Origin of the sequence: Methylobacterium sp. J-088, assembly GCF_022829295.1 — a bacterium.
Classification (GTDB): Bacteria; Pseudomonadota; Alphaproteobacteria; order Rhizobiales; family Beijerinckiaceae; genus Methylobacterium.
This window is the reverse complement of sequence record NZ_JAKSYH010000252.1, coordinates 1-12,450: the sequence shown is the minus strand read 5'-3', so window position 1 is coordinate 12,450 and position 12,450 is coordinate 1. Positions and strand designations below refer to the sequence as shown.

General features: G+C 68.5%; 7 protein-coding genes. 1 reads left to right on the top strand and 6 read right to left on the bottom strand.

All coding sequences use genetic code 11. The annotated features are described in order from the left end of the window. Positions 1-36: 36 nt before the first annotated feature. Entirely contained in the window at positions 37-3,201 is a 3,165-nt protein-coding gene (addB, locus tag MKK63_RS27580; protein WP_244007160.1) for a double-strand break repair protein AddB, read from the bottom strand. A gap of 164 nt (positions 3,202-3,365) precedes the next feature. After that, positions 3,366-4,859, bottom strand: coding sequence for an FAD-dependent tricarballylate dehydrogenase TcuA (tcuA, locus tag MKK63_RS27575; RefSeq protein WP_244007159.1), 1,494 nt, complete (start codon positions 4,857-4,859; stop codon positions 3,366-3,368). Positions 4,860-4,977: 118 nt separating this feature from the next. Here tcuA and MKK63_RS27570 point away from each other — a divergent pair, with 118 nt between their 5' ends. Then, positions 4,978-5,631 (top strand): GntR family transcriptional regulator, encoded by a 654-nt coding sequence (locus MKK63_RS27570; RefSeq protein ID WP_244007158.1) that lies wholly within the window; start codon positions 4,978-4,980, stop codon positions 5,629-5,631. 151 nt (positions 5,632-5,782) lie between these two features. Here MKK63_RS27570 and MKK63_RS27565 read toward each other — a convergent pair whose 3' ends face one another. The 4 genes from MKK63_RS27565 to MKK63_RS27550 form a co-directional block, all read right to left on the bottom strand. Continuing rightward, complete coding sequence (locus MKK63_RS27565; protein WP_244007156.1) at positions 5,783-7,090, bottom strand: MFS transporter; 1,308 nt, start codon at positions 7,088-7,090, stop codon at positions 5,783-5,785. 24 nt (positions 7,091-7,114) lie between these two features. Then, complete coding sequence (locus MKK63_RS27560) at positions 7,115-8,497, bottom strand: 2-hydroxycarboxylate transporter family protein (RefSeq protein WP_244007154.1); 1,383 nt, start codon at positions 8,495-8,497, stop codon at positions 7,115-7,117. Between the two features lie 360 nt (positions 8,498-8,857). Next, positions 8,858-10,489: a porin gene (locus MKK63_RS27555; protein ID WP_244007152.1), complete on the bottom strand. Its 1,632-nt coding sequence runs from the start codon at positions 10,487-10,489 to the stop codon at positions 8,858-8,860. 942 nt (positions 10,490-11,431) lie between these two features. Then, positions 11,432-12,450: porin (locus tag MKK63_RS27550; protein WP_244007150.1), on the bottom strand; the 1,019-nt coding region annotated here is incomplete at its 5' end.

The following is a 12,450-nucleotide window of genomic DNA, read 5'->3' as shown; positions in this document are numbered from 1 at the left end:
GACCCTGATCCGACCGCGATTCGCGGGAACGCCGGCTCATTCCCCGCCCTCATCCCCGGCGAGCGACCATTCCAGCACCCGGGCGAGATGGTCGTAGGACCCGTACTGGCTCGCGTATTGCGGATAGGGCCGGGCCGTGTAGGCCGCCTCCCCGGTCATGAACCGCGCGATCAGGCCCCGCAGCCGCTCGGCATGCTCGGCGACGATCGCGGCGACGTCGCGCGTCTCGCCCCGGGGCGGCTTGACCGGCAGCGGCAGGAACGGTTTCCGGCCGCCCGAGGCGTGGATGTAGAGCAGGTCGGGCGGCGCCTTGACCTTCGGCAGATCCGCGAAGGCACCGTGCATCAGCATCGCCGCCTCCAGGGTCAGCTGCGGCGAGAACCCCGAAAAGATCATCTTCGCCGAGGGCGGGGCACCGGTCTTGTAGTCGACGATGCAGGCGCTGCCGTCCGGGCGCAGCTCGATCCGGTCGGCCCGCGCGCGCAGCGTGAAGCTCTCGCGGCCCATCGGGATCACCCAGCGGCCCGACACCTCCGGATGGATCTGGCTCAGGCCGGGCCGGCGCTGCGCCTCCCAGTCCAGATAGGCGCCGGCCATACGCTGGTAGCGCGGCCACCACTCGGCGTAGAGGTTCGGGTACTCCGCCTCGATCTCCGCGAAGGCGTTCAATGCGAGATCGAACAGCCGCTCCGTGGCATCCCGGGGCAGGTTTCGCGGATGGCGGCGGGCGAACTCGGCGAAGACCTCGTGGACCAGGGAGCCGCGGGTGGCGACGCCCGGCGCCGCCGCCAGCGGGTCCAGGGGATCGAGCCCGAGGACGTGGCGGGCGAAGATGCTGTAGGGGTCGCGCACCAGCGTCTCGATCTCGGTGACGCTGAGCGAGCGCGGGAACAGGGCCGGATCCGGCTTCGGCGCGGGCCGCTTCAGCCGCGGCTGCGGCGGGGCGGCGTCGAGCCGGGCGGCGAGGCCGGCGAGACGGCGGCCCGCCACGAGCACCGCGTCCCAGTTCGTATCCCCGGCCAGCGCGCGCAAACGCTGAATCAGCCGCGACGGCACGGTCGGCGCGCCCTCGCGCTTCAGCGCCCGGGTGATCACCGCGTCCCGGCAGCCCAAAGCCTGCACGAAGTCGTGCGCCATCTGGCCGATCCGCCGCTCGGGCGGGTTGAGGCCGACCCGCTCGCGCATCGGCCGGTTGAGGAACGCATCGGTCAGGGTGCGCACCGGCCAGACGCCCTCGTCGAGGCCGCCGAGCACCACCCGGTCGACCGAGAGCAGGCGCGCCTCCAGCAGGCCGAGGATGCGCAGCCGCGGATGCGGCGCCTCGCCCGAACAGGCGACCACCCGCTCCCGGGCGAGCGACGTGAAGAAGGTCGCGTAATCGTCGAACCGACCAGGCATCAGGCCGGGCTCGGCCAGTTCCAGGTCGTCGAACAGGGCGTCGAGGCAGGACAGGGAGCCGTCCGACTCGGCCTCGGGGGCGTCCTCCGGCCCGGAAACCAGACGGTCGCAGGCCTCCCGGTGGCGGGCGGCCGTGGTCACCAGATCGCAATCCTCCGCGCCGTCCGGCCCCGGGAAATCCTGGAACACGTGGTCGAGCCGATCGAGCAGGTCGGCGGCGAGGTCCCAGTCGATGTCCTTGAGGCGTCGCTTGGCCCGGGGCCGGTGCTCCGGCGGCCCGGCGCGCTCCGCGGCGAGCGCATTGCGCAACCCCGAAAAGCCCGGCGCCGGGACCGGGCCGCGCAACAGGCCGATCTCCAGGGCCGCCGTGCCCCGGACCACGTCGGCGCGCGGCAGGCCGAGCTGGGCCATCGGATGCGAGAGCAGCGCGATCAGGCGGGCCGGGATCGCGTCCGCCTGCTCGCGGGCAAGGTCGGCGGCGAGTTCGGCGGCCAGCCGCGCCAGACGTCCGGCCGGGCTTCCGGCCAGCGCCAGGCCCGCCGAATCCTCCGCCACGATGCCCCAGCGCAGCAATTCCACAGCCACCCGACCGGCGAGCCCCCGGTCCGGTGTGACCAGGGCCGCGGTGGCGCCGGGCGTCTGGAGGGCCTCGCGCAGCGCCACGGCCGCGATCAGCGCCTCTTCCCGCTCGTCGGCGGCCTCGACCAGCGCCAGCCCGTCGAGGCCGAGGCGGGCGGTGGTGTCGCGCTCGGACGGGTCGAGCGCCGCCCAGGCGTCCGTGGTGTCGGCCGGCCGCAGCGCCTGCGACAGCAGGGCGGCCCGGGCCACCTGCCCGGGATCGGGTTCGCCGAGGGCGACGATCTCGCTGCGGGCGAGGTTCAGATTGTCCGGCCCAAGCAGCCGGTGCGGCACCGCCTGCGGGTGGCCATGGGCGATGATCCGCGAGAACCCCTCGCCGGTGTCGATACCGTCCCAGCCGGCCGCGTCGAGATCGAGGTCGAGACCGGGCAGCACTACGGCACCGCGGGGCAGCTTCGCCACGGCGGCGATCAACCGGGCGGTGGCAGGGACAGAACCCAGCGACCCGGCCACGATCACCGGATCCTGCGTGACGCCGCGCGACAGGCGCCGCTCTTCCGCCAGGATAAGGCCGCGGGCACGCGCGACGGGATCGGCGAGTCCCCGCTCGGCGAGCAGCCTCGGCCAGTTCTCGGCGGCGATCTTCACGAAATCGAGGGTCAGGCCGAAATAGCGGGAATACTCGGCCTCCACGGCGGCGCCGATCTCCGACCAGGGCAGACCCTCGACGGTGAGTGCGTCCATCAGCCGTTCGAGGTCGCCCGCGAGACCGATGGCGTCGGCCGGGGAGGACGGGACGAGGAACGGCACCTCGGCGTCCAACGGCAGGAGGGTGCGATCCACCGTCCTGGCCCAGGCCTGGACGAGGCGGGCGAGGATCAGCCGGCGCTCCAGCGGGGCCATCGGGGCGCTGAGCGGGTCGGCATTCGCCTCCAGCAGCGGCTCGGCGGCGAGGTCGAGTTCCGCTTCGTCGGCCTCGCCGAGCGGGATCATCCTGGGCAGCAGGGTGGCCTGGCCGGGGGCATCGCGGCCGAGCCTTTCGACCAGGATGGCGGACAGCGCCCGGGTGGCGCGGCGGGTCGGCAGGTAGAGGGTGACGGCAGCCAGCGCCAGCGGATCGTCCGCCACCGGCCCGACGAGCCGGCCGGACAGCAGCGCCTCGGCCAGCGTCGGCAGGAACGGGACGCCGCGGGTGATGGTGAAGACGGCCTGTCGAGCGGGCATGCCCGGGGTTCTACGCCCACGGCGGGGCTACGGACAGGGGGCGATGGGGGATGAGGTGAGGAACCAAGGCGCTTAGCCTGAGCATGTCCGGACGGAACGTCGCCGCCGCGCCCCCTCCCCCGGAAAGGGCAGAGGGAGAGCGTCGCGATCTTATTGGGACGCTTTCAGCTCTTGGCTGCCGCCGCGCCATACCCCGCACGCCGGCCGAACACCACGCCCGAGGTCAGCCCCGAGCCGCCCGGATAGCCGTTGAAGAAGACACCGCCCACCATCTCGCCGCAGGCGTAGAGGCCGTGAATGGCGCTGCCGTCCTCCCGCTTCACGCCACCGTCGTCGCCGACCTCGACGCCGCCGTAGGTGAAGGTGATGCCGCCGGTCACCGGATAGGCCTTGAACGGCCCGGTCTCGATCGTCTGAGCCCAGTTCGACTTCGGCAGCGCGAGTCCCTTCGTGCCCCGCCCGTCCTTCACGGTCGGGTCGAACGGCATCGCCTGGTCCACGGCGGCGTTGAACGCCGCGACCGTCCGCTTCGCCCCATCCCTGTCGATGCCGTCGAGCATGTCGAGGAGCCCGTCCAGCGTCTCGGATTCGACGAAATGCGCGTCGTGGAACCGGTACTCGCTGTAGAGCAAGTGATCGACCTTGGCGTCGAAGATCTGCCACGCCACGTGGCCGGGCTGTTCCATGATGGCGCGGCCGAACTGGGCGTAGGTGTAATTGCGAAAGTCCTTGCCCTCGTCGACGAACCGCGCGCCGTTCGCGTTGAGCATCAGCCCCAGGAAGTAGCAGATCTTCCGGTAGTGCTTGCGCTCACCGTGGGGCAGGTCGAGGTTGCCGTAATCCGGAGTGTGCAAATCCATCGGCGTGGCGTGGCAGCCGCCATAGAATCCGTGCGCCTTCGCGCCCAGCGCCAGCGCCATCTCCAGCCCATCGCCCTGATTGTGCGGTGTGCCGCGGACCCGGGCCTTGTCCCAGCCCTCGCCGATGTAGCGTGTCCGCAGCGCGGCGTTCGACTCGAAGCCGCCGCAGGCCAGCACAACCGCTCTGGCGCGGACGTCACCCTGCGGTGTCTGCACGCCGACGACCCGCCCATCCTCGGCGATCAACCCCGTGGCCGGGCAGCCATAGCGGATCTCGCCGCCGGCTTTGGCGAAGGCCTCAAGCTCCGCCCGGGCAAGGCCAAAACCCTCATCGTGCGTGGCCAGCGTCAGGCCGCCCCAGAACACGAAGCGGCCGTCCTTTTCGAAGGACTGGCGGGAATAGATCGGCTCGAACTTCACACCCTGCGTGCCGAGCCAGCGCAACGCTGCGCCACTCTCGTCGATCAGGATGCGCTGCTCGCGCGAGAGCGGCCGCCCATCGTTGAAGCCGAGGAGATCCCGCTCGAACGTTTCAGCCGTGTAGGCGCCGAAATCGGTGCGCGGCAGGCGGGGATCCTCCGGATCGGCCAGCAGCGGGATCAGATCGTCGTTGCCCTCGTACACGAAGCGCATGGCACCGGCCGTGTAGGCCGTATTGCCGCCAGCCAGATCCTGCTCGGCCTTCTCGATCATCAGCACCGAGGCGCCGCGCTCAAGGGCCGCGAGGCCGGCGCTCATGGCGGCATTGCCCGAGCCGACCACCACCACATCCCATTGCGCATCGCCCGCGTGCTGCATCGCCGTCTCCCCGCCGCTCATCCTCGATGACGCGATTGTATACTCTTGTATGCAATTTCTCGCAAGCGTTCCGGCGGCCGGTCTTTCAGGGTAAGGCCGAGCCGGAGGAGAGCCGCAGATGAAGGCGAGCGAGACGGAGCGGCTCAGCGGTGCCGGCGCCTATGAGCGCCTGCTGCGGGCGATCGAGGAGGGCGAGCTCGCGCCGGGCAGCCGCCTGCGCGAAGCCGAACTGGCGGAGCGCTTCCAGATCAGCCGGACGCCGGTGCGCGAGGCGTTGGGGCGGCTGGAGGCGCAGGGGCTCGTGGCCCACGAGCCGCACCGGGGTGCCAGCGTGGCGCAGCTCGATTATGGGCAGGTCAGCGAACTCTACGACATGCGCGAGGTGCTGGAAGGGACGGCAGCCCGCCTCGCGGCGATCCACGCCAGCGCGGTCGAGACCGAGATTTTGGAGGAGATGGTCGCCCGGGACCAGGCTTTGCTCGGTGACGCGCCGGCGCTCGCCCGGACCAACCGCCTGTTCCATCGGCAGATCCACGGGGCGGCGCGCAACCGCTTCCTGCAGGGCACCCTGGAGACGATGCGCCTGTCGCTGGTGCTGCTGCCGGGCGCCACCACCCTGGCGGCCCCCGACCGCGCCGCGGATTCACTCGCCGAGCACGCCGCGATCGTGGCGGCGATCCGCGCTCATGACGGCGACGCCGCGGAGGCTGCGGCGCGCGCCCATATCCGGGCTGCCTTCAAGGCCCGGATCCGGATCTGGCAGGAGAGCTGAGCAGCGTCGTGGTTTCGAAAGGTCGAGACCTTTCGCGGGTCCAGGGCAGAGCCCTGATGAACGTCTCAGGGCGAGATATCTCAGGATTTTGCCTAAGACCCCGCCAAAGGGAACGCCCTTTGGAAATCCAGATGTCGGGTCGAACGGGCGCTCAGGCGCGGGCGGGGATACGCTCCACCTGTGGTTGCCCACGGAACAGGCTGAGCGTCGCGACGATCCCGCAGGCAGCGGCCGCCATCAGCCAGTAGCTCGGCGAGGCCCGGTCGCCGGTCTTCTCGATCAGGAAGGTCGAGACCATCGGGGTGGCGGTGCCGAACAGAGCGGTGGCGAGGCTGTAGGCCAGCGAGAAGCCGCTCGCCCGGACATGGGCCGGCACCACCTCGGAGAGCGAGACCACCATCGCGCCGTTGTAGACGCCGAAGAAGAACGAGAACCACAATTCGACCGCGAGCATCTTGCCGAAGGTCGGGTCCGCCACCAGCCAGTGCAGGGCCGGGTAGGTGGTCAGCAGCGACAGGGTCGAGATCGTCAGCAGTACCGGCTTGCGGCCGATCGCGTCGGAGAGCGCACCGCCCACCGGCAGCCAGATGAAGTTGGTGATCGCCACGCACAGCGTCACGATCAGGCTGTCGGTCTCGGTGAGCTTGAGGACAGTCTTGCCGAAGGTCGGGGTGTAGACGGTGATCATGTAGAAGGTCACCGTCGTCATCGTGCTCAGCATCATGCCGAGGAGCACGATCCGCCAGTTGGCCGCGACCGTGGCCAGGATCTCGCGGGTGCCGGGGTGATGGGTGCGCTTGGCGAAGGCCTGCGTCTCCTGCAGCGAGCGCCGGATGAAGAAGATGAACGGCACGATCAGGCAGCCGATGAAGAACGGGATCCGCCAGCCGAAATCGCCGATCTGCTGCTTGGTCAGGACGGCGTTCAGCCCGTAGCCGATCAGCGCGGCGAACATGATCGCCACCTGCTGGCTCGCCGACTGGAACGCGGTGTAGAAGCCCCGTCGCTGCGGCGTGGCGATCTCGAACAGGTAGATCGAGACGCCGCCGATCTCGACGCCCGCCGAGAACCCCTGGAGCAGCCGGCCGACCAGCACGATCAGGGGCGCCGCGACGCCGATCGTGTCGTAGCTGGGGCAGAAGGCGATGAGCACCGTGCCGCTGGCCATGATGGCCAGGGTGATGATCAATCCCTTCCGGCGGCCGATGCGGTCGATATAGGCGCCCAGCACGATCGCCCCCAGCGGGCGCATCAATGCGCCGAGCCAGAACGTGCCGAAGGTCAGCATCAGCTCGGTGGTCTCGTTGCCCGAGGGGAAGAACGCTCGCGAGATGTAGCTGGCGTAGAACCCGAACAGGAAGAAGTCGAACATTTCCAGGAAGTTGCCGCTCGTCGAGCGGAGGATCGCGCCGATCCTGGACTTGAGGGTCGCCTCGACGGCGCCTGGATCACCGGCCATGGTCTACGCTCCCTATGAGGCCGGTCAGACCCCGATCCACTTCATCGCGATGATCGTGCCCGTCACGGTGAGCGCGCCGCCGATGCGGGTCGCGATCTGCGCGAAGGGCATCAGCGCCATCCGGTTCGCCGCCGTGAGGATCGCGACATCGCCGGTACCGCCCTGGCCGCTGTGGCAGGCGTTCACGATGGCGGTCTCGATCGGGTACATCCCGAGCCAGCGCCCGACGAAGAAGCCCGTCACCATCAGCGTCGCCACGGTCGACACGATGGTGATCAGGTTCACCAGCGTGAACGCGGCCATCAGCTCGTGCCAGGGGGTGAGCGCCACGCCGATGGCGAAGAGCAGCGGGTAGGTCATCGAGACCTGCACGAACTTGTAGACTACGAAGCCGCCGGCCTGGAGATGGGGCGACACCGCGCTGGTAAGCTTGGCGAACACCGCCAGGAACAGCATCGCCACGGGCGCCGGCAGGCCGACCAGGTGGTGGGCCATGACGCCGAGCAGGTAGAGCGTGATGGCGGTCAGCCCCGCCGCGCCGATCGTGGCGGGATCGATCTGGCCCCGCGCCGCCTCGGACTTGGCCTGCGCGTCGCTGGACTTGAGGCCGTCCGAATCCGGCTGGAGCCGTCCCTCGCCGGTGAGGTGGGGGTAGCGCTTGCCCACCGAGTTCAGGGTGCCCGCGAAGATGATCGCGGTGAGCGAGCCCAGCATCACCGGCGGCAGGACCTGGGCGAAGATCACGCCCTGCTGCTGGCCGAGGATCGCCGCGTAGCCGATCGAGAGCGGGATCGCGCCCTCGCCGACGCCCCCGGCCATGATCGGCACCACGATGAAGAAGAAGGTCTTGTAGGGGCCGAGGCCGAGCAGCGTGCCGACCAGCGTCCCCACGATGGCCGCCGCCACCGAACCCGTCGCCAGCGGCGCGAAGATCTTGAGGAAGCCCTTGATCAGGACCTCGCGGTCCATGCCGAGGATCGAGCCGACGATGATCGTGGCGATGTAGATATAGAGGAAGTTGGTGAACTTGGTGAAGTCTGTGATCGCCTTCACCATCTGCGGTGGGACGAGTGCGTAGTAGACGAGCGCCGAGGGGATGAAGGTCGCGAAGATTGCGCCCGCGCCGATGTTCCGGAGGATCGGGATGCGCTTGCCGATTTCCGCGCAGGTGAAGCCGCCCATCACCAGCACGGCGATCATGGTCGGCCCATCGGGCTTGATCTCGCCCTCCTGGACCAGGATGACGATCAGCGCCGCCAGGATGACGTAGACCGGCAGCGGTATGATGCCGATCTTGGTGTCGACGAGGCGCCACCAGCGATCCGGCCAGAACCGGGCCGCGCGCCTGTCCTCGACGCGTGTCTCGACCGCTGACGGGATCGGCCTTGGCGAGGCGGTGCTGGTCATGGACGTCCCCCCGGATGCCTCTCGGCGCGTCGGCAAGTCACAGCCTCCGCGCATGATTTCGCGCCGGCCGATGACCGTCGCGTCACGTCACGACCCGCACAGCCGGCGGAAATAAAGTGACATTCGGCGTATCAGCGCGGATGGAGGGCGGCAACGCGCTGCCGGGAACAAAGCGCCCGACCTGTTCCGCGGGTGGGGATTAAGGGCGCACGCACCACGCGGGCGACACAAGCCGCCGGGTTCTTCACGGCACGCGGACGCTCACCCGAGCGAGACCCGTGTCCACGAAGAAAGGCCCGGCGCAGAGCCGGGCCCGATTGTCGTTGGCGTCGGCGGGAGTTCCCCCGCCATTGCAGGGGATCAGAAGTCGCGCTGGACGCGCAGGCGAACCGAGGAGACGGAGTCCTGGGTCACCGTCCGCGGCACGAACGTTCCGGCGTTGATCCCGGCGACGTTGCTGTAGGCCGTCGGGCTCTTGTCCTTGTCGATCACCCGACCGTTCTTGACGCCGATCTGCGTGTAGTAGCCCTCGACGCCGATATCGAGATCCTTGACGGGCGACCAGATCAGGCTCGCGCCGGCGACGATCTGATAGGTGTTCCGCAGCGCCTCGCTCAGGTTGTAGAACCGCGTACCAGGGGCGCCGACCGCAAGCGAGCCGCCGATATTGGCCAGGGACGAGGCCACACCCTGGGCGGCGCGGGCGCTCTGCGAGAAGCTCTGCTCGCCGCAGCTGGAGAACACGGCCGAACGCCATTCCGGCGTCCAGTAGTGCAGGTAGGACCCGACCACCGTGAAGCTCTGCGAGGTCTGCAATTGCCCGGTGAATGGGTTGATCGTCGCGTCGGAGAAGAACTGGTTGAACTTCTGGCCCTGAAGGGTGGCCGTGGTCTGCGTGTATGAGCCGGTGAACGCGGAGTAACCGGTATAGAGCTGCGCGCCCTCGCCATAGGCACCCTGCAGATACAGAGCGTCGCCCGGCGCGATGAACGGTGCGTTGACCTTCAGGCCACCCTGAACAGCCCACCCCTGGGTGTTCCGGGCATGCGCAATCGGAGCGATCGGCTGACCCGACGCCTGACTCTCGTTGCCGACGTTGAGTTCGTGGGTCGCGGCGGAGAGCTGGGCCGAACCCCAGGCCTGATCAAGGCGTAGCGCACCGACGAAGTCGGGGAGGCGCGTCCGCTGGATGGTGTCGACGTAGCCGTAGCCGGTCGGAAGGCCGCGGGTGTTGTAGGTGATGAAGACCGGCGTCGGCTGGTTGGTGACCGCCAGGACCGCCACACCGCCGATCCCGCCATTCGTGGTGACGCCGACACTGTAGGGCGAGAAGATCGGGGTGCGGCGGTAGATCGGGTCTTCGACCGACAGCGTCGCCGACAGGCCGTTACCAAAGGCGGCCGTGTAGGCCAGCAGGTTCGTGGAGGCGACATCCGATCCCGCGGAAGCGCCGGCGAACTCGAAATCATGCGCGTAGAAATCGAAGAACGAGGAGGCGCGACCGGCGGTCAGACCCGCGAACTGGATGAACGCCTTGTCGACATTCACGAACTGCGAGTCGCGGCCGAAGCTGTCGTTGCCGAGGCCGGGATAAGCTTGGCCGATGCGCTGCTGGGTGCCGGACTGACCGACGCCGGAATAGCCGGTGCGTGCGCCGGCATCGAGGCGGGTGAAGGCGCGCAGCGTACCGTAGGCGGTCTGGGTGCGGGCATCGAGGTTGATGCGCATCCGGCCCTGGTAGCCCGACGTGTCGCCGTTGCCGGTCCCGCGCGAGTTGCTGGTCATGTACCCACCCTCGAACCGGGCGCGGCCCGAGATGCGCAGGCAGGTGTCAGTACCGGGAATGTAGAAGAAGCCGGCACCGTAGGCGGTGCAGACGCGGACGTACTCGATCGGCACCGCCTTCTTGACGGGAAGATCGGCGGCGTGCGCGGCACCCACCGCCGCGAACGCGGCGGCAGAACCGAGCAACGAGCTCTTCAAGAGCTTCATAGATATTTCCAAGGCTTCGAGACCCGATATCGCTATCCACGCAGTCTATCACTGCGCTAACAGCTTATTTTTTGCACAACCCGCCTCTTGAGGGCGAAGCCGTTCGGGATCTCGAGGTCGAGATGCACCGATGCGTGAGCACATTGTGCAAACGAGGCCGCATCCGCAACTTTGATCGAAGATAAACAATAGTTTCGGTGGGGAGCGTTGCATGCTTGCCACAAAATTAAGACTTATATTAAAACGCGGCAAATTTCTGCTTTAGCAATTTCTGATAATATCCAATGACGTACTATTTTATCTGTCTTTGTTAGAGCGGCGGAGGAGTAATTGAGGTGGCAATTGTTGTGTCGCAGTCCGCGGTGCGCCCGAACCGTGACGCTGCGGTCGTGGCGCCGCCGATCCGCACTCTATGCGGGCATCGCCCACCGCTACGCACAACCGAATTGGAAAAGGTGTCGCCACCGCGGATCCACTGCGGACTGCGTAGCGACTCTGATTCTCGGCCGGATCGCGGCGCGACCGCGCTTTGCGTCAGAAATGCTCGGATCGGGCGCCTGGGCGGCCACCCCTTGGAACCACGGCTCGGCTCACCTTGCGCCGAGGGGCAAACGCCACCGGGCCGCCAAAGCGGCCGGCCTGGGCGAGGAATCCGACAGGCATCATCGAGGATGGCTGCCCCGCGCCGCGCCAGTCCGCGCACACACGGAAAGTCCGGGTCGCAACGCCAGCGCCCAGCAGCGGCGGGGATTTGCGCCGCGCAGGCCGGGTCCCGCGCACGGCGCCACGGGCCGCAAGGCGGCGCGGATGCGCTCTGCCTGACCTTCGGTAGGCACGGGATCGTCGAACCGCCCGGCGCAACAAAAAAGGCCCGGCCGAAGCCGAGCCTTGAGCTGTGATGGATGAGGCAAGCGGCCGGGGCGGAAGCCCCGGCGCCTGGGATCAGAAGTCGCGCTGGACGCGGAAGCGGACCTGCGAGACCGAGTCCTGCGTGGCGGTACGGACCGCGAAGGTGCCGTTGTTGATGCCGGCGATGTTGGCGTAGGCGGTCGGGCTCTTGTCGAGGTCGATCGCCCGGCCGTTCTTCAGGCCGATCTGAGTGTAGAACGCCTCGACGCCGATATCGAGATCCTTGACCGGCGACCAGATGATGCTGCCACCCGCCACGAACTGGTAGGTGTCGCGCAGCGCCTGGCTCAGCTGGTAGAACCGGGTGCCGGGCGTGCCGACGGCGTTGGCGCCGAACGGGTTGCTGCCGGCCAAGCCGCTCACGAGGTTGTAGATCGCGCCCTGGGCGAGGCGCGCGCCCTGCGAGAAGCTCTGCTCGCCGTAGGAGCCGAAGAAGGCCGAGCGCCATTCCGGCGTCCAGTAGTGCAGGTACGACGCGACCGCCGTGAAGCTCTGCGAGGTCTGCAGCTGGCCGGTGAACGGGTTGATGGTCGCGTCCGAGAAGTACTGGGCGAACTTCTGACCCTGGATGGTCGTGGTGCTCTGGGTGTACGAGCCGGTGTACTGAGAGTAGCCGGTGTAGAGCTGCGCGCCGTCGCCGTAGGCACCCTGCAGGTACAGGGCGTCGCCCGGGGCGATGAACGGCGTGTTGATCTTCAGGCCGCCCTGCACCGCCCAAGCCTGAACGTTGCTCGTATGGGCCGGGACGACGATCGGACCGGTGCCGGTGCTGGCGGCGGTGGAGAGGTTGCCGACGTTCAGCTCGTGGGTGGCGGCCGAGAGCTGAGCCGAGCCCCAGGCCTGATCGAGGGGCACGACGCCGACGAAGTCGGGCAGGCACGAGCGCTCGATTCTGTCGACGTTGCCATACGTGCCCGGGCCGACGAAGACCGGGGTAGGCCGGTTGGTCCCACCGAAGTTCGAAACGGCGCCGGGGTTGACCGGCGCGGGGATGTGTCTGGGTGAGTAGACCGGGTGTCGGCGGAAGCGCGGGTCTATGCGCGCTAGAGTGC

What these genes read in the sequence shown, in the direction of transcription:
- addB (WP_244007160.1), bottom strand. Translation starts at nt 3,201, where the DNA reads ATGCCCGCTCGACAGGCCGTCTTCACCATCACCCGCGGCGTCCCGTTC.
- tcuA (WP_244007159.1), bottom strand. Translation starts at nt 4,859, where the DNA reads ATGCAGCACGCGGGCGATGCGCAATGGGATGTGGTGGTGGTCGGCTCG.
- MKK63_RS27570 (WP_244007158.1), top strand. Translation starts at nt 4,978, where the DNA reads ATGAAGGCGAGCGAGACGGAGCGGCTCAGCGGTGCCGGCGCCTATGAG.
- MKK63_RS27565 (WP_244007156.1), bottom strand. Translation starts at nt 7,090, where the DNA reads ATGGCCGGTGATCCAGGCGCCGTCGAGGCGACCCTCAAGTCCAGGATC.
- MKK63_RS27560 (WP_244007154.1), bottom strand. Translation starts at nt 8,497, where the DNA reads ATGACCAGCACCGCCTCGCCAAGGCCGATCCCGTCAGCGGTCGAGACA.
- MKK63_RS27555 (WP_244007152.1), bottom strand. Translation starts at nt 10,489, where the DNA reads ATGAAGCTCTTGAAGAGCTCGTTGCTCGGTTCTGCCGCCGCGTTCGCG.